We start from the raw sequence: 22,267 nt of genomic DNA, 5'->3' as shown, positions 1-22,267 counted from the left end.
GTCACCTTTTTCCGCTCCGGGGGCGCTGAACTCGATGGCTAAAGGCCAGTCCTAGACCAGCAGACTCAGGTGCTCGTACAACTAAAAGCTGAGACCTCGAGTTCTCTCGCACGCTGGGCAGGCTAGCCGCATGGAAACCGGTCCACTGTCGAGAAGTGCCTCGTCTCGCGAAGGAACACCATGAATAACCGGCTCGTTGCTTCTACCTTCCGATTTATTCCTCTTGCTCACACTCAATCAGCAATCAAGGACGAATGACATGAAAACCAAATTTACCGCTCTGGCCTTGCTGTCTGGCATCGTCCTGCAGGGTTGTGCCTACTCCCCGGGTCAGTACCTGGACCAGGACGACCTCAAGAGCGATCCAAGCATCCAGGGCACCAAGGTCCAGCTGATCCCGATCACCAGCTCGCTGCTGATGAGTCAGGATTCCGCGGCCCTGACCAAGGCTCCCGACCTCAAGCCCCTGCTGGACTACAAGCCGCAGGCTTACCGCGTCGGTGCGAGCGACCTGCTCTACATCACCGTCTGGGATCACCCCGAACTGACCGCTCCGTCCGGCGCCCAGCAGCAGCTGGAAGCCAACGGTCGCCTGGTACGTCCGGATGGCACCCTCTTCTATCCCTACGTCGGCACCGTGCGCGCCGCCGGCAAGACCCTGGAAGAGATCCGTACCGACATTTCCCGTCGTCTGGCCACCTTCATCGACAATCCCCAGGTCGACGTCAGCGTGCTGAAGTTCGGTAGCCAGAAGGTCACCATCTCCGGCGCCGTGAACAAGGGCGACGCCATTCCCCTGACCACCAAGCCCATCACCCTGGTGGAAGCCCTGGGCCAGGTTGGCGTGGCCAACACCGGTGGTGCCGACCTGACCGGCGTGACCCTGGTGCGCGACGGCAAGGAATACCGCCTGGATACCGACAGCCTGAACCGCAAGGATTCCAAGCTGTACGGCATCTACCTCAAGGACGGTGACAGCATCCACCTACCCTACAACGACGCCCGCAAGGTCTACGTGGTCGGTGAAGTCCGCACGCCGTCCGCGGTCAGCTACAAGATCACCAACCTGAACCTGATGGAAGCCCTGAGCCAGGCCGGTGGCATCCAGCAGGAAACCGCCAACGCTGATGCCGTCTACGTCATCCGTGGCCCGGAAGACCTGAAGGCTCCGGGTGCCACCGCCCAGGTCTTCCACCTGGCGGCCAAGAACCCCACCGCCTACGTGCTGGCGCAGAATTTCCATCTGCAGCCGCAGGACGTGGTCTTCGTCGGCCCGGCCGGTATCACCCGTTGGAATCGCTTCGTCAGCCAACTGCTGGGCTCCACCAACGTCCTCTCCTCCAGCGCCAGCCTGAACAGCAGCTTCAAGTAATAGCGCTCGCTTGCCGTCATGCCGGTTACCGCCGCGCATGACGGCAATTCTCCTGACATTCGGCTACACCCCCTCCTGCCTTCCTGCGCTACACCTCTCCCCATCGCCACACTTGAAAGCCGCTGCCTAGACGCGCTTGCCTGGCGGCCATCAATTATTTCGATACCTATTAACCTGGTAATTGCTGCCGCTCGGCTTGGCACGGGCAGTTTTTCGTCACGCTTTTGCGTAATGTAGCTAACCTGATACCGAAGTTGGGTACGTTTAAGGACTGGGTGTGGCGTCAGGCAAGGCAACAAGGGCAGGGTCCCGCTTCGGTGGGTGGCGCAAGCTGACGGTCTGGCTGCTGGGCTATCTGTCCTTCATGGGCACGGCCCTGGCCGCGCCCGCCAGCGTGGCCTTCTGGTACGCGGAAAAACCGCCAGTGGCCGAACTCGCCCAGTTCGACTGGGTGGTGCTCGAACCCGGCCATGCCAGTGCTGCCGATGTCCGCGCCCTGCGCGACGGCGGTGCCCAGCCCTTCGCCTATCTGTCCATCGGCGAATTCGCCGGCGACGCGGCGGCGCTGGAGAAGGCCGGGCTCAGCGCGGGGGCCAGCCCGGTAGCCAACAAGGCCTGGGGCAGCCAGGTGATGAATCTGGCCACGCCGGTCTGGCGGGCCCATCTGCTCGAACGCGCCGCCCAGCTGGCCAAGGCCGGTTACACCGGACTCTTCCTCGATACCCTCGACAGCTTCCAGCTGGTGGCCGAAGACCAGCGCGAAACCCAGCGCCTGGCGCTGCAGAGCCTGCTGGCCGAACTGCACCGTCGTCAGCCATCGCTCAAACTGTTTTTCAATCGCGGCTTCGAGGTGCAACCCGAGCTGCCCGGCGTGGCTGCCGCCATGGCGGTGGAGTCCATCTATGCGGGCTGGGATGCCGGCAAGAAAACCTATCGACCGGTCAGCGCCGGAGATCGCGAATGGCTGAAGCCGCGGATCGAGGCGGCGCGCAGTGCCGGCATCCCGGTCATCGCCATCGAATACCTGCCGCCGGAACAGCGTGACGAAGCCCGGCGCCTGGCCAAGCGGCTGCGCGACGAAGGCTATGTGCCCTATATCACCACCCCCGATCTCAATACCCTGGGTATCAGCTCGGTGGCCCTGCAACCACGACGGCTGGCGCTGCTCTACGATGGCCGCGAAGGCGCCTTGCGCCAGTCGGCCGTGCACCGCTTCCTGGGCAGCGCCCTGGAGTACCAAGGCTATCGGCTGGACTATTTCGATGCCTCCAAGCCGCTGCCCATGGCCTGGCCTGGCGCGCTCTACGCCGGGGTGGTGGTGTGGATGACCAGCGGCCCGCCACCCAATTCGCGAGCCTTCAGCGACTGGATCGGCCAGCGCCTGGATGAAAAGACGCCCTTGCTGATCCTCGGCGGCCTGCCGCTGGACAACGAGGCCCTGCTCAAGCGACTGGGCCTTGGCGTCAGTCGCAAGCCACTACCCGACAACCTGACCCTCAAGGTGGCGGACCCCGCCCTCGCCGGCAACTTCGAGGCGCCGGTCAAGTTGCGCACCCGTGGCCTGCCGGCCGTGCAGACGTTGCCAGGCGGGCCGACGCCGGTGGTCAGCCTCACGGGCCAGGATGGCAGCTTCGTGCCCATGGGGGTGGCCCCCTGGGGCGGCTTCGTCTTCAGCCCCTACGTCATGGAGGACGGCCCCGAGGCCAGTCGCTGGATCATCGACCCCTTCGCCTTCACGGCGAAGGCCCTGCAGCTGCCGCCCCTGCCGGTACCCGACCCCACCACCGAAAACGGCCGCCGCATTGCCACCGTGCATATCGACGGCGACGCCTTCGTGTCCAAGGCGGAGATTCCGGGTGCGCCCTTTTCCGGCCAGGTGGTGCTGGAGCAGTTCATCCAGCCGCATCCCTTTCTGACCTCGGCGTCGATCATCGAGGGCGAGGTCGGGCCCAAGGGCCGCTATCCGGAACTGACCGCGCAGCTGGAGCCCATCGCCCGCCGGCTGTTCGCCGATCCCAAGGTGGAGGTGGCCACCCATACCTTCAGCCATCCATTCTTCTGGCAACCGGCGGTGGCCGAGCAGAGCGAGAACTTCGAAGCTCAGTACGGCTACATGATGCAGATTCCCGGTTACGACAAGGTGGATTTCACCCGGGAGATTGTGGGTTCGACCCGCTATATCAATGAGCGCCTGACCACCCCGCAAAAGCCGGTGAAGATGGTGTTCTGGTCCGGTGACGCCCAGCCCGATGCGGCCACCCTCAAGCTCGCCTACGACAACGGCCTGCTCAACGTGAATGGCGGCAACTCCCATATCACCCGTTCACAACCCTCGGTGAGTGGCCTCTATCCCTTCATCCGCCCCACCCCCGGCGGCCTGCAGTTCTACGCGCCCATCATCAACGAGAACGTCTACACCAATCTCTGGCGCGGCCCTTACTACGGCTTTCGCGACCTGCTCTATACCTTCGAGCGAACCGAGCACCCCCGCCGTCTGCGTGGGCTGCATCTCTACTATCACTTCTACTCGGGCACCAAGCAGGCCTCGCTCAAGGTCATGGAGGAGATCTACCAGGGCATGGCCGCCGAGCGTCCCCTGTCGCTGTGGATGAGCGATTACCTGAGCCGCCTGCACGGCTTCTATACCGCCAGTCTCGCCCGCGAAGACGACGGCAGCTGGTCGATCAAGGCCCTCGATGGCTTGCGCACCCTGCGCCTGGATCCGCGCCTGGGTTGGCCGGACCTGCAACGCTCCAAGGGGATCGCCGGGGTCCGCGACCTGCCGCAGGGGCGCTATGTCCACTTGGCCGGCGCTCAGGCTCAACTGGTATTGCGTGACAGCCGCGACCCCACCCCCGCCCTTGAAGAAGCCAACATTCCGCTGCAGCAGTGGGACTACCTGTCGCCGACGCGCATCCGCTTCGCCTTCGCCGGGCAATTCCCGCTGGAGCTGACCGTGCGCGCGTCCGCGGTCTGCGAGGTGCGGGTCGGTCGCGAGCGCTACAAGAGTCAGCCGGCTGCGGCCGGACTCCAGACGTTCAAACTTCCGCTAACACGAGTGAGTGACGGTGAGATCGTCTGCGGCTAAGAAAACCCGGCTCCTGAGTGGTTGGACGCTGCTGGGGGTCGCGCTCCTCACCGCCCTGGTGCTGGTGCTGACCTTCCACGGCAAGCAGGTGTTCCTGCCGGGCGAAGAGCCGGCCGACCAGGTGTCCATCAGCTACGCCCAGGTGCTGCTCAAGGCGACCCCGGACGATACCGGGCTGCGCATGAAGCTGATCGACCAGTTGATCGCCCTGGGGCGCATCGACGAGGCGCGGCGTCAGCTGCAACTGCTGCCGGAGCCCCTGGCGTCGACGCCCTTCTATGCCCTGGAACTGGACATCCTGCAGGCGGAAGCCCAGCCGCAGGGTCTGGCCGATGCCGACCGCGAACGCCTGGCGCAACGGCTGAGCGCCCTCGACGTGGCGACCCTGAGCATGCCCCAGCTGCAACGGGTGGCCGAGCGCGCCCTGCAACTGGCCGATCCAGCCAACGCGGCAGAGCGTTTCGTCGAACTGGCGCGCCGCGATCCACCCCGACGCCAGCAATGGCTGGAACAGGCGGCGCGCTGGAGTCTGGCGAGCGGTCGTCAGCAGGAAGCCGCCCGCCTCTATCTGCGCCTGGCCGATCTCGCCGACTCGGCCGAGCAGCGTCAGGGCTACCGGCACCAGGCCTTCGATGCCTGGCTGGCCGCCGGCCAGGGCGCCGAAGCCGCCGCCCTGCTGGAACAGGAACTGCCCCGGCTGCAGCACGATGCCCGTGGTCTGGCCTGGCTGCAGGCCGGGGTGGCTGCGGCCCAGGGCAGCGGACGCCTGGATCTGGCCCAGCGCCTGATCGAGCGCTGGCGCGAGTGGCAACCGGACGATCCGGCCGCCCTGGAGGCCGCCTACCGGCTGGCCCTGGCGCGCGGTGACACCGAACGCGCCTGGGAGGAAGGTCATCAACTGCTGGCGCTGCGTCCTGACGATGAGCCACTGCTCGCGGAGCTCGCCCAGCTGGGTGAATGGACCGGACGGGTGGATGAGGCACTCGACCTCTGGCTGCGCCTGCTCGCCCGCCACGATGACCCCGCCCGTCGCGATCATGCCTGGAAGCTGGCCGCCCGGGCCTTTCGCTTCGATGCCGTGGTCGAATTGCTCGGTCGGGCGTCCCACGAGCGCCAGCTGGACAAGACCGAACTGGATGCCCTGATCTTCGCCTACGAGTCCCTGGGTGATCCCGAGGCGGAAGAACGCTGGCTGCGCGGCTACATCAAGCGCCAACCGAAGCAGCGCCTGGTGTGGGAACGGTTGCAACAGTTGCTGGCCCGCACCGAACAGGGCGAGGCCGAAGCCGAAGGCTGGGCCGCCTTTGGCAAGCGCTTCCCGCTGACCACCGAGGAGTACCTGGCCTGGGCCGACACCCTGTGGACCCTGTTCAAGCCCGAAGAGGCCTGGGCGGTACTCGAACGGGTCCCGGCCAAGCAGCGCCAGCGCGACGACTACTGGCGGCAGCGCGCGGAACTGGCCTGGGAACTGGAGCGCGACGCGGACGCCCAGGTGGCCTTCGAACGCCTGGCCGCCAGCAGCAAGGGGCTGATGGCCAACGACGAGGATCGGCTGCTGGAGTTGTACCGGCGCACGGCGCCGCGCAAGGCGCTGGCGCTGCTGGAACAGAGCTGGGAGAAGCGCAAGGACCAGCGGCGCCTGACCGAAGCCCTGCAATGGGCCGAGCAACTCAAGGATGCCACCGCGCTGGAGCGGCTGCTGGCCAGCGCCGCCCGCGAACCGGCATCGGCCGACAATCCCGCCGTCTGGCTGGCGCGGTCGGGTCTCGACTTCCAACGCGGGCGCATCGCCCAGGCCGAAGAAGGCTATCGCCGGGCCCTGCAGCGCTTCCCGGACGACGACCGCTTCCGCGAGCGCCTGCTGTGGCTGCTCATCGACCAGAATCGCCAGACCGAACTGGCCACCCTGTTGCGCGACTGGAAGGGCCGGGCCCGCGACAGCGACGTGCTCTGGCTGCCCTTCGGCAGTGGCCTGGTGCTGCTGGGCCAGGCGGAAGAGGCGCTGGGCTGGTATCGCCGCTATCTGGACGCCCATGCCCAGGACTGGCTGGTCCAGGCCGCCTATGCCGATGCCCTGGACGCCGCCGGCCACCAGGACGCGGCGTTGCGGCTACGCAAGGCGGTCACGCCGCACCTGGCCAACGACGAGGTGCCCGCCACCCCCGAGCGCTATGCCACCTATCTGCGGCTGCTCTCCAGCCTGCGCGGTCCCCAGGCAGCCCTGGCCCAGGCGCGCGCCTGGCAGGACGGCTCGCCGAGCATGCTGCAGCTCTGGTTCGACCAGTGGCTCGACGCCCTCAGTCAGAACAACGACGACGGCCTCAAGAGCGAATGGCTGGCCTGGGCCAAGAGTCGTGGCCTGAAGGTGCGCCAGTACGAGCAGTTGCAGGAGGTCCTGCGCCGGCAGAATCGCGGCGAGCTGGAGAAGTTGCTGGCAGCCGGCGATCTGGATCCGGCCCAGCGCGTCGAGGTGCTGCAGCGCCTCGGCCATGCCGGCGACGCCCAGGCCGCGGCCCTGACGGCGGCCGGCGACGAGCCGCCGGAGGTCATCCAGCGACAGTTGCTGCGCCAGGCCACCGAGCAGGCCGAACGCACCCCCAATGGGGTCCAGGCCGGCTGGGAACGCCGCGACTATGGCGGTCTGATCGAGCAGGGCAGCGAGGTGCGCGCCGCCCGGCGACTCAGCGATGACGTCTACGCCGATGTCCAGTTCAAGCAGAATCGCGTGGAAAGCGACGGCCTCAAGCCCGATGCCCTGGGCAACGAGCACCAGATGCTGCTCAAAGTGCTGAAGAATCTGGCCGACGGCGGTCTGGAAACCACCGTGGACGCCAGTCAGCGGTCGGACAGCAATCGCCTGGGCCTGGGCGTCGCCCGCACCTGGCGTATCGATGGCAACACCGAGATCGAAGCGGCCCTGGACTGGCACCGGCAACCCGACGAAAGCGGCTATCTGCGCGCCCTGGGCCGGCGCGACAGTGTCAGCCTGGCCGGTCGCCACAACCTCACGCCACGCGACCAGCTGAGCTGGCGGGCGGCGCACAATCGCTATTCCAGTCGCGACGGCGATGCCCTGGGCAGCGGCTTCGCCTTCAACCTGGAGCTGAGCCATATGATCTTCTTCGAAGGCCCTACCTGGCAGGTGCGCAGCGGCATCACCTATCAGCAGAACAAGGCGCGCAGCACCCTGCCCGCCAGCGTCACCCGTTATCTGCAGCCCCTGGCCGGCAGTGGCGAGAACGGCGAGGTCACCGTGGCCGACCTGGAGGCCCTGGGCGGTACCCAGCTCTTGCAGGATCGCTATGGCCAGCTCTATGTCGGCAGCAGCTGGCGGCGTGGCATTCCCGGTTCGCTCAACCGCACCCATCCCCAGTACAGCTGGTTGGTGGATACCCTGGTCGGCTGGCAGTGGACCGAGCGCGAATTCAACTACGGTTTGAATGTCGGCCTGGGCATGGCAGTGCTCGGCGACGACGAACTGGCGTTCACCGCCGGCTACCAGTCCGCGCCCCAGGGCAGCGGCGGTCAGGCCGGCAGCACCCTGGGCATTCAATACAGCAATCGAATCGGTCGCTAGACCGCTTCAAGGGAGAGACCTCATGAACATCACGCGTCTGCTCGTCGCCAGTGTCGCCACCGTGCTGCTGGCCGGCTGCTCGAGCTTTACCCGACCCAGCGGCGAAGCCCTGCCCAAGGATGCCCGCTGGGGCTTGGTGCCCCTGGCCAACTATGCCCAGGCGCCCATGGCCGGCGATCGCGCGGCGCAGATCCTGGTCAGCGTGCTCGGCGAGCGCGGCATCCGTCCGCAGGTCTACGACGACAGCCAGGGCGGCAATCCCACCGACGACGAGAAGGCCCGCCAGCGCGCGGCCCTGGACTGGGCGCGGCAGCAGAATCTGCAATACGTGCTCACCGGCAGCGTGGACGAGTGGCAGTACAAGAACGGCCTGGACGGCGAGCCGGCGGTGGGCGTGACCCTGCAGGTGGTCGAGCCGGCCAGCGGCCGGGTGGTCTGGAGCAACAGCGGCGCCCGCTCCGGCTGGTCGCGCGAGAGCCTGGCGGCCACCGCGCAAAAGGTCCTGCGCGGCACCGCGCAAGAGCTGCAGTTGCGCTGATGGCCCTGCAATCCGTCCACAAGGACTACACCCTGGCGCCGCGCGCCAGTGGCCGCCTGTCCTGGCTGGAGACCCTGCTGGTCACGGCGGCCGCCCTGGGCCTGGGCTTCTGGCTGGTGCCGGAAGACCCCCTGATGGTTGGCCTGGCCTTTCCCTGGGTGGTGTTCGCGCCCATCCTCATGGGGGTGCGCTATGGCTTCATGCGCGGCCTGGTGAGTGCCAGCCTGCTGGTGGTGGCGCTGCTCTATCTGCATCGCCAGGGCTATCCGGCCTACGAAGAGATCCCGCCGTCCTTCATCGTCGGCGTGCTGCTCAGCGCCATGCTGGTGGGCGAATTCCGCGATCTCTGGGATCGCCGGCTGGAACGCCTGGACCTGGCCAACGACTATCGCCAGCTGCGTCTGGACGAATTCACCCGCGCCCACCATCTCCTGCGCATCTCCCACGATCGCCTGGAACAGCGCGTCGCCGGCAACGACCTCAGTCTGCGCAGCTCGCTGCTGGATCTGCGGCGCCAGCTGCGCGAGGTGCCCCGCGAGCAGGATGCCCTGCAGGCCCTGGCCGAGCCCATCGTCGGCCTGTTGACCCAGTACGGTTCGCTGCGCGTGGCGGGCCTCTACCGGGTCGACGGCAATGGCCGGGTGGATCGTCGCGCCCTCGCCAGCCAGGGCGAGATGCCCGGCATCGATCCCGACGACCTGCTGGTGCGCCTGACCCTGGAGCGCGGCGAGACCCTGAGCATCCGCCAGGCGCTGCTGGAGCGCGGCGAGACCCAACATTCGGCGCTGCAGGCCTGCGTGCCGCTGCTGGATACCGAGGAGCGCCTGCTGGCGGTGCTGGCCATCGAGCAGATGCCGTTCTTTTCCTTCAACGAGCGCACCCTCAATCTGCTGACCATCCTCGCTGGCCACATCGCCGACCTGCTCGGCAGCGATCCCCAGGCGCTGGCCCTGGCCGACGATGACGCCCAGCAATTCTCCCAGCACCTCAAGCGCTCGCTGCGCGATGCCCAGCAGCACGCCCTGCCCGCCTGCCTGTTCTGCTTCGAGATGACCGAGGCCGACGGTGGCGAGCGCGCCCTGGCGCTGCTGGAAGGCAGCCGCCGCGGTCTCGACCTGCAATTGCGCCTGACCAATCAGGCCGGCCACCCCTGCCTGCTGGTGCTCTTGCCGCTGACCTCCTCCGACGGCCTGGAAGGCTACCGTCGCCGGCTGCGTCAGCTGCTGGCCGAGCGCCATGGCCAGGACAGCACCCTGGAAAGCCTGGGCGTGCGCAGCCACGAGCACGAGCTGCTGCCCAAGACCCGCGCTCAGGAGCTGCGCGTCTTCCTGTTCAACGAGTGTGGTCTGCATGAACAGCAAGTGGCTGTTTAGCGGCGCCTTCGCCTTCGAGGCCAGCAGCTGGGCGCTGCTGTTCGCCAATCTGCCGGTGGCGGCGGCGGCCCTGGCCTTCGCCACTGCCCATGCCGCCGGCAGCGCCCTGCTGGCGGGCGGTGCCTGGCTGTTGCTGCCGCGACGCTACCAACGGCCGCTGCCCTGGAGTCCGCTGTTTCTCTTTGCCTTGGCCTTCTTCATTCCGCTGCTGGGTGCAGTCGGGGTGATCGCCGCGGTGTTTCCGGCGCTCTATCTGCCGCGCAAGCACCGCGAGATCGCCTGGGAGGCGCGTAGCGTGCCCAATCTGCCGTTCCGCCCACTGGAGCGGCGCGAGGAGATGCTGTTCAGCGATGGCGGCCTGCAGGACGTATTGCGCCATGCGCCCAGCACCGACAAGCGCCTGACCGCGCTCTTCGCCACCCGGCGCATGCCCGGACGCGATGCCATCCCCATCCTCAAACTGGCCCTGCGCGATCCGGCCGACGACGTCCGGCTGCTCGCCTATTCGATGCTCGACCAGCAGGAAAGCCAGATCAACCAGCGCATCGAGACCCAGCTCGGCGAACTGGCCAGCACGGCTGCGGAGCGCCAGCCGGCGCTGCACGGCACCCTGGCCCGCGGCTACTGGGAGCTGGCCTATCTGGGCCTGGCCCAGGGCAGCGTCCTGCGCCACGTGCTGGGTCAGGCGCGGGAACACATCGAGCTGGCCCTGGCCGGTGAAGAAAACGAAGAACTGCGCATCCTGGCCGGGCGCATCGCCCTGGAACAGGGCGAGCCGGAACGGGCCCTGGAATTCTTCCAGGCCGCCGAAGCGGCGGGCGTACCCCTGGCCCAGCTGGCGCCCTTCCGCGCCGAAATCGCCTTTTTGCGCCGCGATTACGCGGTCATCCCGGCACTGCTCGACAGCCTGCCGGCGGATCTGAAGAAGCGGCCGCCGTTCGCCGCCCTGGTGAAGTACTGGTTATGAAAGACGCCACCGCCGCGACCGTGACACCCGATGTCTGCCTGCTGCTGGAGGGCACCTGGCCCTATGTGCGCGGCGGAGTGTCGAGCTGGGTCAACCAGCTGATCCTCGGCCTGCCGGAGCTGACCTTCTCGGTGTTCTTCATCGGCGGTCAGCGCGAGAACTACGAGAAGCGCCACTACGCCATCCCGCCCAACGTGGTGCACATCGAGGAGCACTTCCTCGCCGGCTCCTGGGTGCCCAAGGCAGCGCCCATCAGCCCGCGACGCCAAGCGCCGGTACAGCTGCTGCGCGATCTGCACGCCTTCCTGCACCACCCCGACGAACCCAGCGCCGCCCAGGGCGATGCCCTGGTGGACGCCTTCGCCGAAGGCAAGGTGACCCTGGACGACTTCATGTACAGCCGCGCCAGCTGGGAGGCCATCACCGAGGGCTACGAGCGCTATTGCACCGATCCCTCCTTCGTCGACTACCTCTGGACCTTGCGCGCCATGCAGGCGCCGCTGCTGATGCTAGCGGAAGCCGCACGGCGTCTGCCGCGACCGCGGATGATCCACTCCATCTCCACCGGCTATGCCGGCATGCTCGGCGCCATCCTGCAGCGCCGTTGGGGCTGCAACTTCCTGCTCAGCGAGCACGGCATCTACACCAAGGAGCGCAAGATCGACCTGGCCCAGGCCAAGTGGATCGCCGAAGGCCCGGACGAGGCCCTGCGCACCGGGCTGGACGTGGACGTCAGCTACATCCGCCGGCTGTGGATCCGCTTCTTCGAACGCATCGGCCTGCTCACCTACAAGGCCGCCGATCCGATCATCTCGCTCTATGACGGCAACCGCCGTCGGCAGATCCAGGACGGCGCAGATCCCGCACGCTGCCGGGTGATTCCCAACGGCATCAGCCTCACCCAGTGGCAGGACGCCCTGGAGCGCCGCCCCGAGGGCGTGCCGCCGGTGGTCGGGCTGCTCGGCCGGGTGGTGCCGATCAAGGACGTCAAGACCTTCATCCGCGCCATGCGCGGGGTGATCAGCGCCATGCCCGAGGCCGAGGCCTGGGTGGTCGGTCCGGAAGACGAAGACGAGGAATACGCCGCCGAATGCCACAGCCTGGTCACCAGCCTGGGCCTGGAGGGCAAGGTGAAATTCCTCGGTTTCCAGAAGATCGGAGACATCCTGCCCAAGCTCGGTCTCATGGTGCTGACCTCCATCAGCGAGGCCCAGCCGCTGGTGATCCTCGAAGGCTGGGCCGCCGGCGTGCCGGTGGTGAGCAGCGACGTCGGCTCCTGCCGCGAGCTGATCGAGGGCTCCATCCCCGAGGACCGCGCCCTGGGTACCGGTGGCAGCGTGATCGCCATCGCCGATCCCCAGGCCACCGCCCGCGCCATCCTCGCCCTGCTGCGCAATCCGGGGCGCTGGCAGGCCGCGCAGCGCACCGGGCTGGCCCGGGTCAATCGCTACTACACCGAGCCGCTGATGCTGGAACGCTATCGCGAGCTCTACCAGGACGCCATCGGGAGGGTCGTCTGACATGGCCGGCATCGGCTTCGAACTGCGCAAGATCCTCGCGCGCGACTCCTACACCGCCACCCTGCGCGCCTATGTCTATGCCGGCCTGATCAGCTCCGGCCCCTGGGTGCTATCGATCATCAGCGTCATGCTGATCGGCGTGCTGGCCACCGGCATCGTCACCCCCAGCGTGCTGATCCGCCAGTTCCTGGTCACGGTGACCTACCTCATGGCCAGTTCGCTGATCCTCACCGGCGGCCTGCAGCTGTATTTCACCCGCTTCGTCTCGGATCGGCTGTTCGAGGAAAAGCAGACCAGCATCCTGCCCAATCTGGTGGGCATCCTGCTGCTGGTGACCCTGGTCGCCGGCGGCCTGGGCTTCCTGCTGCTGGCCACCCTGTTCGACCAGCCCTTCGCCTACCGGCTGCTGGTGCTGGCCAACTTCGTCACCCTCTGCGATCTCTGGCTGGTGATCATCTTCCTGTCCGGGATGAAGGCCTACAACCGCATCCTGGTGGTGATGACCCTGGGCTACGCCATCATGATCGCCGCCGCCTTCGTGCTGCGCTTCCTGGGCATGGACGGCCTGCTGATGGCCCTGCTGCTGGGTCACGCCGCGCTGCTGTTCATGTTTCTCTACGACATCATCCGCGAGTACCCGGCTGATCGCCTGGTGGCCTTCGACTTCCTCGACCGCAAGCAGATCTTCATAAGCCTGCTGGTCACCGGGCTGTTCTACAACCTGGGCATCTGGGTCGACAAATTCGTCTTCTGGTTCAATCCGCTGACCTCCGATGCCGTCATCGGCCCGCTGCGCGCCTCCATCCTCTACGACCTGCCGATCTTTCTCGCCTACCTCGCCATCATCCCCGGCATGGCGGTGTTCCTGGTGCGCATCGAGACCGACTTCGCCGAGTGGTACGAGCGGGTGTTCAACGCCGTGCGCGGCGGCGAGACCCTGCAGCACATCAGCCAGCTCAAGGAACAGATGATCCTGGCCATCCGCCAGGGCCTGCTGGAGATCTGCAAGGTGCAGGGTCTGACCCTGGTGCTGGTGTTCCTGCTGGCGCCGCAGTTGCTGGCCTGGCTCGGCATGTCGCACTACTACCTGCCGCTGTTCTACATCGACGTGGTGGGGGTGAGCATCCAGGTGGTGTTCATGGCGCTGCTCAACGTCTTTTTCTACCTGGACCGGCGCGACACCGTGCTGATGCTCTGCACCCTGTTTCTCGGCCTCAACCTGGCACTGACCCTGCTCAGCATCGAGCTGGGCCCGAGCTTCTTCGGCTACGGCTTCACCGTCTCCCTGGCCTGCTGCGTGCTGCTCGGCCTGCACCGCCTGGACCGGGTGCTGGACGACCTGGAATACGACACCTTCATGCTCCGGCACTGAGGTGCCGCTGGCACCGGACGAACGGTGTGACCCGCTCCTGCTGCAGACGTCCAACACAGCTCACCCCTGCAGGACCCTGCCATGAATACCGCCGCCTTGCGCCTCGTGATCCAGACCACCCAGGTGCGCGCTCGGGACAGTGGCGAGGCCAGCCGTACCTTCGCCGACCAGGCGGCGCGCACTGCCAGCGCCGATGTCACTCGCGGTCCGGCCCTGGAGCGCTTCGCCAGCGCCTATGTCGACAAGGTGCCCGACGCCCTGGAAGCCCTGCTGCTGCAGGCGCGGGCGGTGGCCTTCGAGGCGCCCCTGGCCGGAGTGCTGGAACGCGCCCTGGCCGGTTTCGCCCCGGCGGCCCTGGCCCAGGCGCCGTCCGCCAGCCTGGCGCTGCTGGCCGCGGCCTACCGCCTCCATCGCCTGCTCGAAGGCCTCCAGGAGCGCCTCGCCGCCTGGTGGGGTGCCGCCCGCGAACCGGCCGCGCCCAGCCTGGGCAATCTCATCGCCCATCAGGTGCTGGGGCAGCTCACCGTCGCCGCCCTGGAAGACGCCGTGGACGGCTGGCTCGACGACCTGGACGCCAGTGTCGCGGCGCCGCTCACCCAGCAGTGCTTTCAGCCACGGCAACGGCGCGGCGCCCTGGCCACGGCGCGGCCGGCCCTGACCTTGAGTCGGCAACGCCAGCGTAGCGTTCGATAAAACGCACGTTTCGGCGCCTTTGGCGGCCGACTGTCAAATATATTGATAACCCTCCCGGGCCGGTTTAGGGTGGCTGCTCACCGCCAACCGCGAGGAGTCACCCATGAGCTTGCCCAGCCGCGCCGAGTGGGAGCAGCGCTTCCAAGGTCTCACCCTGGAAGGTCGCGCCTTCATCGACGGCGCCTATGTCGATGCCGCCGCCGGCGCCACCTTCGATTGCCTGAGTCCGGTGGACGGACGCTTCCTCGCTAAGGTCGCCCGCTGTGACGCCGCCGATGCCGACCTGGCCGTGGCCGCCGCCCGCGCCGCCTTCCAGAAAGGCACCTGGGCGCACCTGGCGCCGGCCCAGCGCAAGCGGGTGCTGATCCGCTTCGCCGACCTGCTGCTGGCCAATGCCGAAGAGCTGGCGCTGCTGGAAACCCTGGACATGGGCAAGCCCATCGCCGACGCCTTCACTATCGACGTGCCCGCCTCGGCCAATGCCATTCGCTGGAGCGCCGAGGCCATCGACAAGCTCTACGACGAGGTCGCTCCCACCCCCCACGATCAGCTCGGTCTGGTCACCCGCGAAGCCGTGGGCGTGGTCGCCGCCGTGGTGCCCTGGAACTTCCCGCTGATGATGGCCTGCTGGAAACTCGGCCCGGCGCTGGCCACCGGCAACTCGGTGGTGCTCAAGCCCTCGGAGAAATCGCCGCTGACCGCCATCCGCGTCGCCCAGCTGGCGCAGCAGGCCGGCATCCCGGCCGGGGTGTTCAACGTGTTGCCGGGCTACGGCCACCAGGTCGGCAAGGCCCTGGGCCTGCACGCGGACGTCGACACCATCGTCTTCACCGGCTCCACCCGGGTCGCCAAGCAACTGCTGGCCTATTCCGGCGAATCCAACATGAAGCGGGTCTGGCTGGAGGCCGGTGGCAAGAGCCCCAACATCGTCTTCGCCGATGCCCCCGACCTCAAGGACGCCGCCGCGGCCGCCGCCAGCGGCATCGCCTTCAACCAGGGCGAGGTCTGCACCGCCGGCTCGCGCCTGCTGGTGGAGCGCTCCATCAAGGAAGAGTTCCTGCCGCTGGTGATCGAGGCCCTCAAGGGCTGGAAGCCCGGCCATGCCCTGGACCCGGACACCAACGTCGGCGCCCTGGTGGACACCACCCAGCTGGAAACCGTACTGCGCTACATCGAAACCGGCCATGCCGAAGGCGCCACCTTGGTGGCCGGTGGCAAGCGCACCCTGGAAGAGACCGGCGGCGTCTATGTCGAGCCGACCATCTTCGACGGCGTGAGCAACGCCATGAAAATCGCTCGCGAAGAGATCTTCGGCCCGGTGCTTTCGGTGATCACCTTCGACACCGCCGAAGAAGCCGTGCAGATCGCCAACGACACCCAATACGGCCTGGCCGCCGCGGTCTGGACCCGCGACATCTCCAAGGCCCACAAGACCGCCCGCGCCCTGCGCGCCGGCAGCGTCTGGGTCAACCAGTACGACGGCGGCGACATGACCGCGCCCTTCGGCGGCTTCAAGCAGTCCGGCAACGGTCGCGACAAGTCCCTGCACGCCTTCGACAAGTACACCGAGCTCAAGGCGACCTGGATCAAGCTCTGATCCCTGGCCAGCCGGGTCGCCATGACCCGGCTGGGTCCCGACGTGGGGTTTACCGGTAGACGTGGTAGGTGGCGAATTTGCCCACCTCGATATTGCCACTCCAGCTGCTGATCACGCGTCTGGAATCCCACTCGTACCAGTGTGGTCCGGGCCGATTGCCGATGCCGGTGGAGCAATATTCAGTCTGTACCCAAGCGCCGCGGAACTGGCCACTTTTCCAGCGCCGCTCAATCACCTGAACGGGTTGCACCCGGTACCCCGGCTGCACCCGTACGCTCCAGGTGAAGGAGGTACTGAGCGAGCGGTCCTGCTTGTAGCTGCCATCGACACCGAGGATGCTCAGGTATTTGCCGACGAAGGGCAGCTTCTCCGGATTGATCTTGACCCCCACCGACCAGCCGTAGCTGGATGTCTTGGTTTCGCCCCAGGCATAGGTGCAGTCGATGGTCCCGGTGCTCGAACACAGGAAGACCGGCCCGCGCCAGATCCAGTCCTGCCAGGTCTTGGCTGCCTGCTGGGTGGCGAAGGCGCGCGAGCCATCGCCCAGGATGGCCGGCTCGCTGTGGTCGGTGAAGCATTCGCCGGCCTGTACCAGACCGGTCGAAAGCATGAAGCCGAACGCCCCGCCTATGGTGGATTTGATGAAGGTGTTCATGGCTTCAGTCCCTCAAAGTCCAAAGACGTTTTCGATGGTGTTGCTCTGCTGATCCTGTTTGTTGCTCTGTACCTTGCTCTCAGACAGGGAATCGGCTTGCTGCGGACGATCGACGGGAGTCAGCAGCAGGCCCGTCGCGTTGTCGGGTTTGCGCACCACCAGGGCGTCTGCGTCGACGGTCATACCGAGCGCCAGGGCAGCGTTCTCACTGGCGAGGTGCTGACCGGGTTGATTGTCGAAGATCACTCGCCCACCCTGACTCAGGGTGTTGTTGATCTCTTTCTTGATGTTGTCATCGACCTGAACATTGGGCCCGACCACCAGATAATCATATTCGCCCTCACTGACTATCCTGGTATCTTCCGCCTTCAATCTGTTGAGGACGAAACCGGTATTACCCAGCACCTTCAGTCGCAGGTAAGGGCCCTTGTTCAAAGACTCTGCAGCCTGGGCAGTGGCACCTAGGAAAGTGACTAAAATCAGTGCAGCCATAGGTTTCAACTTCATGTCGAACGCTCCTATTACGCCAGTCATGCAACAAATGAAAGCCCTATAAAAATGCCGAACGAGCTCGCGCAGCCTTCAGCCACGAGGCTCTGGCAGAAAGGACAGGCAGCAGGAAGCCACTTACCGGAAGTGACTCCGATAATTGCCCTACTAACAGGCCTCAAACAGCCAGCGATCATCCAGCGGCAACGACTTTGATAGCGAAGTGCCAGTTATTGGCTAACTAGCCATTTCGACAGTCGTTCAGGAAAAGACTAGCCGAATATTCTTTTAACAAATAGCAACGACTTTAATCCAGCCAGACAAGACTCAGCGCGCATAGCAAGCCGCTGGTATACCGGTTTTAAATACTTATATAAAAAGAGTTACTACAGGAAAACAAGATCGGCAATCGCCAAATAGCAGTCATTATTTTTTGTATAAGATCAGATAAATAACGCGACTGTCAAAACATCGACAGAGGCTAGCAGCCTGATCCAAGACCACACAAAAAATGTAATAAGATATTTCGAAGCCCTCTGGCAGCTCTCCGAATAGGTGACCGGAGATGCCGCCTGGAGGCAGATGGGCCCACGCACTGACGGCGTGGGCCGGCGGGCAGGTGTCAACCCAGCAGATCCACCAGCAGGTCGTCATGCCGACGCTGCTGGCGATCCAGGCGCAGCTGGCGGGTGCGGAAGATCGACTTGAGGTCTTCCAAGGCACTGGCGAAGTCATCGTTGATGATCAGGTAGTCGTACTCGACATAGTGGCTCATCTCGCTGACCGCCTCGCGCATGCGCCGCTCGATGATCTCGGCGCTGTCCTGGCCGCGATTGTCCAGGCGTTGGCGCAGCGCCGCCTGGCTGGGCGGCAGGATGAAGATCGACTGGGCGTGGGGCAGCTTGCGACGGACCTGCTGGGCGCCCTGCCAGTCGATCTCCAGGATCAGGTCGTGACCCTCGGCGAGGTCACGCTCCAGGGCGGCCTGGGAGGTGCCGTAATAGTTGCCGAACACCTCGGCGTGTTCGAGGAAATCGCCGTGCTCGAGCAGGTTGGTAAAGGTCGCGCAATCGACGAAGTGGTAGTTCACGCCGTCGGCTTCACCCGGGCGCATGGCACGGGTGGTATGGGAGACCGACACGCGGATGTCGGGCAGAGCGTCCAGCAGGGCCTTGACTAGGCTGGTCTTGCCGGCGCCGGAGGGCGCGGAAACGATATAGAGGGTGCCGGGAAGGGCTGTCATGGAGGTTCGCCTATTCGATGTTCTGCACTTGCTCACGCATCTGTTCGATGAGCACCTTGAGATTGATGGCCGCCTGGGAGGCGCGGGCGTCGATGGCCTTGGAGCCCAGGGTGTTGGCCTCGCGATTGAGTTCCTGCATGAGGAAATCCAGCCGCCGACCAGCCGCGCCACTGCCCGCCAGGACCCGCCGCACCTCGGCCACATGGGTCTCCAGGCGATCCAGCTCCTCGGCCACGTCGCTCTTTTGCGCCAGCAGCACCAGTTCCTGCTCCAGCCGTGCCGGTTCGAATTCGACGCCTGCCTCGGCGCAGCGCTCGAGGATACGCCGGCGCTGCAGGGCCAGCAGCTCGGGCAGCAGCGTCCTGAGCGTCGTCACCTCCGCCAGCACCTGGACCAGCCGCTCCTCGATCAGGCGCGCCAGTTCGCGTCCCTCGCGCTGCCGGCCTTCGAGCAATTCATCCAGGGCCGCCTCGAACAGCGCCAGGGTCTGGGCCCCGAGTTCGGCGTCATCCACCTCGGCGCCTGCCAGCACCCCCGGCCAGGCCAGCACGGCCAGGGGATCGAGCTTGGCCGGCCGGGCGATCAGCGCCGCGACATCTTCAGCGGCCGCCACCAGTTGCGCGGCCCGGCGGGCGTCTACGCGCAGGACCGCGTCTTCGTCGCGCGCCTCGCGCAAAACGCACTCCACCTTGCCCCGCGACAACCGCCGGCGCAGCGCCTCGCGCACACCGGATTCGAGCTCGCGAAAGGTCTCCGGCAGCCGCAGGTGCGGCTCCAGGTAGCGGTGATTGACCGAGCGCAGCTCCCAGCTCAGGGTGCCCTGGGGCCCCGGCCGCTCGACCCGGGCGAACGCCGTCATGCTGTGCACCATGGCAGGATCCTCGTCTGACGATGCGTGGATCTGGGGCGATCCAGAGCGCCCACGCATGTAAAACGCACGATTCTAGCGCACCTGATCGGAGCGACCCAATGCATCCGTGTCGCATGAGCCGGACGCTCTCTATACTATGGACCTGATACCCATGCCTTACAGGAAGCCCGCAATGAAGCGTCCCAGTGGCCGCGCCGCCGATCAGCTGCGCCCCATCCGCATCACCCGTCAGTACACCAAGCACGCCGAGGGTTCGGTTCTGGTGGAATTCGGCGATACCAAGGTGATCTGCACCGCCAGCGTCGAGGCCGGGGTGCCGCGCTTTCTCAAGGGCAAGGGCCAGGGCTGGCTCACCGCCGAATACGGCATGCTGCCCCGCGCCACCGGCGAGCGGAATCAGCGTGAAGCCGCCAAGGGCAAGCAGGGTGGTCGCACCCTGGAAATCCAGCGGCTGATCGGTCGTTCGCTGCGCGCCGCCGTGGACCTGTCCAAGCTGGGCGAGAACACCATCTACATCGACTGCGACGTCATCCAGGCCGATGGCGGCACCCGCACCGCCTCGGTGACCGGCGCCTGCGTGGCCCTGGTCGATGCCCTGGGCGCGCTCAAGCGCCGCGGCAACCTCAAGGGCAATCCGCTCAAGCAGATGGTGGCCGCCATCTCCGTGGGCATCTACCAGGGCACCCCGGTGCTCGACCTGGACTACCTGGAAGACTCCGCCGCCGAGACCGATCTCAACGTGATCATGACCGATGCCGGCGGTTTCATCGAAGTTCAGGGCACCGCCGAGGGCGCGCCCTTCCAGCCGGCCGAACTCAACGCCATGCTCGAACTGGCCCAGGGCGGTCTGCGCGACCTGTTCGAGCTCCAGCAAGCCGCCCTGCGCGGCGAGTAACGAAAAGGGTCAAGCCATGCACGATCTCGTCCCCGCCCCCAGCGCCGAAGCCCGGCGCTGGGCCATGCTCTGCCACTACGCCGCCTTCCTGGGCTTCGTGGTGCCCTTCATCGGTAACGTCATAGGTCCGCTGGTGGTCTGGCAGTTCAAGCGCGAGGACGATCCCTTCATCGACCGCCAGGGCAAGGAGGCGCTGAACTTCCAGCTCACCGTCACCCTGCTGCACATGATCTGCTGGCTGCTGGTGTGGGTGCTGATCGGCTTTCCGCTGATGCTGCTGGTGGCCTGCGTGGCCTTCGTGCTGACGGTGATCGCTGGTATCAAGGCCAACCAGGGCCGCGACTACCGCTATCCCCTGACCTGGCGGATGGTTAATTAACGGGCTTTTTGTGGCCTGCTTCTGATATCCGCGTTGAGGATTTCCGGTCGGTCTGTCGTCGTTTGACAGGCGCCGGAAGCCCTCCGCTATCATCCCCCGCGTCTTGCTTTCTTTACCTGTCGTCCGTGGCCGTTTCTGACCGCCATGGGCGGTAGCGTGCCTGCCTTTCGCTGGCAGACCTCATCCAGCCCAGGGACCACGCCAAGGTGGCGAACCCTCTGCTGGTTACCCCTTTCGCGCTTTTCACGTCAGCGCAGCGGGCCACCCATGGCCGGCTGTTTCGGCATCAACACAGGGATGATGATCATGTCGGCCGTAGTCGCCCCCCCGCAATCGGCGTTCCAGCAGGCTTTGTCCTGGCGCTACTCGACCCTCGCGGTCTGGACCGCCATCTCGCTGCTGTTCGTCGAGACCTTTTCCGGCGCCCTGCGCTATTACCTCGACATGGCCGGCGCCTCGGCGCTGATCTACCTCCCCAAGATCGCCTGCCTGGCGCTCTTCGCCCTGCAACTGGCCACCGCCAAGCTGCCGCGCATCCTCTGGGTGGCCCTGCTCAGCATCCCGGCCTATGCGGCCCTGGCCCTGCTGCACGGCGCCAGTATCAACAACGTCTTCTTCTCGCTGTTCGTCTACAGCCCGCTGCTGTTCGGCCTGCTCTGCGGCCGTGAGTTGCTGGAACAGCGGCGCCTGCTCGGCCGGGTGGTCCTGGGCCTGCTGATCGCCTCGCTCATCGGCATCCTGCTGGACAAGTACACCTCGGTCCCCTGGAAGGGCTACAGCTACACCCTGGGTGGCAACGACATCGCCGGCAACACCAACTGGATGGCGGGCGAGGCCGACCGGATCGCCGGCTTCGCCCGCGTGTCCAACGTGCTGGCCGCCCTGATCGCCGTCTACTGCCTCTATCTCTCCTACTTCGCGCGCTCCTACACGCTCTGGCTGCTGATGGCCCTGACCGGTCTCTTCGGCATCCTGCTGACCACCAGCAAGGCCCCCGCCGCCGCCTTCGCCTTCACCCTGGTGCTGATGCTGGGCCGTCGCTTCCAGTGGTCCACCTACCTGCTGCTGCTGCTCGGCGTGGTCGGTGGCCTGCTGCTGCCGATCCTCAGCCTGATCCGCGACTTCGATCCCCACGTGGTCACCAGCGACAGCGGCCTGGCCTCCTTCTACGACCGTCTGGTCAACACCTGGCCCAACGTCGTGGAGGTCATGAGCGAGCCCGGCTGGACCCTGACCGGCGCCGGCTTCGGCATGTTCGGCAGCACCATGGCCGCCTTTCCCGTGCCGGGCATGGACCTGATGGTCAACTGCGACAGCAGCGTGGTCTATCTCTGGTGCGTGTTCGGCGTGGTCGGCATCGCCCTCTACTGCCTGCAACTGCCGCTGTTCATCCGCCTGCACCTGAGCCGCGATCGCGAAAGCCACACCCTGCTGGCCATCGCCTTCTGCCTCTGCCTGATCGGCTGGACCACCGACCTCTTCGAGATCGGCGTGGCTAACCTCTTCATCGGTATCACCCTGGGCTATCTGCTGCTCAAGCCCAAGACCGATCCCGGCCTGCACCTGGTCCGCCCGGCACCGGAAACCCTGGCCCCCCACGCCTAGCCCGACGCCCCTCTCCCGCCTTCCCCTTGCCGC

17 protein-coding genes are annotated in these 22,267 nt (G+C 66.1%); 13 read left to right on the top strand and 4 right to left on the bottom strand.

The features are described 5' to 3' along the window. Positions 1-259 precede the first annotated feature (259 nt). The 10 genes from FEZ61_RS10940 (at position 260) to FEZ61_RS10895 (ending at position 16,097) form a co-directional block, all read left to right on the top strand. Positions 260-1,372 carry a polysaccharide biosynthesis/export family protein gene (locus tag FEZ61_RS10940; RefSeq protein WP_017639358.1) on the top strand — a complete coding sequence of 371 codons (1,113 nt, stop codon included), beginning with the start codon at positions 260-262 and terminating at the stop codon, positions 1,370-1,372. Positions 1,373-1,736: 364 nt separating this feature from the next. Beyond that, positions 1,737-4,460, top strand: coding sequence for a bifunctional glycoside hydrolase 114/ polysaccharide deacetylase family protein (locus FEZ61_RS10935; protein ID WP_173148737.1), 2,724 nt, complete (start codon positions 1,737-1,739; stop codon positions 4,458-4,460). Beyond that, on the top strand, positions 4,441-8,037 hold the full coding sequence (locus FEZ61_RS10930) for a tetratricopeptide repeat protein (protein WP_173148613.1): 3,597 nt from the start codon (positions 4,441-4,443) through the stop codon (positions 8,035-8,037). Before FEZ61_RS10935 ends, FEZ61_RS10930 begins: the two co-directional genes overlap by 20 nt. Positions 8,038-8,059: 22 nt before the next feature. Beyond that, complete coding sequence (locus FEZ61_RS10925) at positions 8,060-8,575, top strand: hypothetical protein (RefSeq protein ID WP_017639355.1); 516 nt, start codon at positions 8,060-8,062, stop codon at positions 8,573-8,575. Next, complete coding sequence (locus FEZ61_RS10920; protein ID WP_068384629.1) at positions 8,575-9,948, top strand: PelD GGDEF domain-containing protein; 1,374 nt, start codon at positions 8,575-8,577, stop codon at positions 9,946-9,948. Before FEZ61_RS10925 ends, FEZ61_RS10920 begins: the two co-directional genes overlap by 1 nt. Beyond that, positions 9,926-10,915: a HEAT repeat domain-containing protein gene (locus FEZ61_RS10915; RefSeq protein WP_160922061.1), complete on the top strand. Its 990-nt coding sequence runs from the start codon at positions 9,926-9,928 to the stop codon at positions 10,913-10,915. Before FEZ61_RS10920 ends, FEZ61_RS10915 begins: the two co-directional genes overlap by 23 nt. Beyond that, complete coding sequence (gene pelF, locus FEZ61_RS10910; RefSeq protein ID WP_173148610.1) at positions 10,912-12,435, top strand: GT4 family glycosyltransferase PelF; 1,524 nt, start codon at positions 10,912-10,914, stop codon at positions 12,433-12,435. Before FEZ61_RS10915 ends, pelF begins: the two co-directional genes overlap by 4 nt. Position 12,436: 1 nt before the next feature. Beyond that, entirely contained in the window at positions 12,437-13,807 is a 1,371-nt protein-coding gene (pelG, locus tag FEZ61_RS10905; protein WP_027598138.1) for an exopolysaccharide Pel transporter PelG, read from the top strand. An 81-nt stretch (positions 13,808-13,888) separates the two neighbouring features. Continuing rightward, positions 13,889-14,500: a hypothetical protein gene (locus tag FEZ61_RS10900; RefSeq protein ID WP_173148608.1), complete on the top strand. Its 612-nt coding sequence runs from the start codon at positions 13,889-13,891 to the stop codon at positions 14,498-14,500. A gap of 103 nt (positions 14,501-14,603) precedes the next feature. Further along, positions 14,604-16,097, top strand: a complete 1,494-nt coding sequence (locus FEZ61_RS10895; protein ID WP_173148606.1) for an aldehyde dehydrogenase — start codon at positions 14,604-14,606, stop codon at positions 16,095-16,097. A 49-nt stretch (positions 16,098-16,146) separates the two neighbouring features. Here FEZ61_RS10895 and FEZ61_RS10890 read toward each other — a convergent pair whose 3' ends face one another. The 4 genes from FEZ61_RS10890 to FEZ61_RS10875 all read right to left on the bottom strand — a co-directional run bounded on the left by FEZ61_RS10890 (position 16,147) and on the right by FEZ61_RS10875 (position 19,355). After that, positions 16,147-16,752, bottom strand: coding sequence for a hypothetical protein (locus FEZ61_RS10890; protein WP_173148605.1), 606 nt, complete (start codon positions 16,750-16,752; stop codon positions 16,147-16,149). A gap of 12 nt (positions 16,753-16,764) precedes the next feature. Then, the gene (locus FEZ61_RS10885; protein ID WP_173148604.1) at positions 16,765-17,259 is read right to left on the bottom strand and encodes a hypothetical protein; all 495 of its coding nucleotides are present in this window, start codon (positions 17,257-17,259) and stop codon (positions 16,765-16,767) included. Between the two features lie 604 nt (positions 17,260-17,863). Beyond that, positions 17,864-18,484, bottom strand: a complete 621-nt coding sequence (gene gmk / locus FEZ61_RS10880; protein ID WP_068384621.1) for a guanylate kinase — start codon at positions 18,482-18,484, stop codon at positions 17,864-17,866. Positions 18,485-18,494: 10 nt separating this feature from the next. Next, entirely contained in the window at positions 18,495-19,355 is an 861-nt protein-coding gene (locus tag FEZ61_RS10875; protein ID WP_017639345.1) for a YicC/YloC family endoribonuclease, read from the bottom strand. Between the two features lie 172 nt (positions 19,356-19,527). Between FEZ61_RS10875 and rph the strand changes: the two genes are divergently transcribed. The 3 genes from rph to FEZ61_RS10860 all read left to right on the top strand — a co-directional run bounded on the left by rph (position 19,528) and on the right by FEZ61_RS10860 (position 22,234). Then, positions 19,528-20,250 (top strand): ribonuclease PH, encoded by a 723-nt coding sequence (gene rph / locus FEZ61_RS10870; protein ID WP_017639344.1) that lies wholly within the window; start codon positions 19,528-19,530, stop codon positions 20,248-20,250. Between the two features lie 16 nt (positions 20,251-20,266). Then, positions 20,267-20,629: a DUF4870 domain-containing protein gene (locus FEZ61_RS10865; protein WP_017639343.1), complete on the top strand. Its 363-nt coding sequence runs from the start codon at positions 20,267-20,269 to the stop codon at positions 20,627-20,629. Positions 20,630-20,926: 297 nt separating this feature from the next. Continuing rightward, the gene (locus FEZ61_RS10860) at positions 20,927-22,234 is read left to right on the top strand and encodes a membrane protein (RefSeq protein ID WP_026083655.1); all 1,308 of its coding nucleotides are present in this window, start codon (positions 20,927-20,929) and stop codon (positions 22,232-22,234) included. The last annotated feature ends 33 nt before the right edge of the window (positions 22,235-22,267 follow it).

Source organism: Pseudomonas sp. MS15a(2019) (assembly GCF_013277805.1).
Taxonomy (GTDB): Bacteria; Pseudomonadota; Gammaproteobacteria; order Pseudomonadales; family Pseudomonadaceae; genus Chryseomonas; species Chryseomonas benzopyrenica.
The sequence above is the reverse complement of the archived record's forward strand: the minus strand, read 5'-3'. Positions and strand labels throughout refer to the sequence as shown.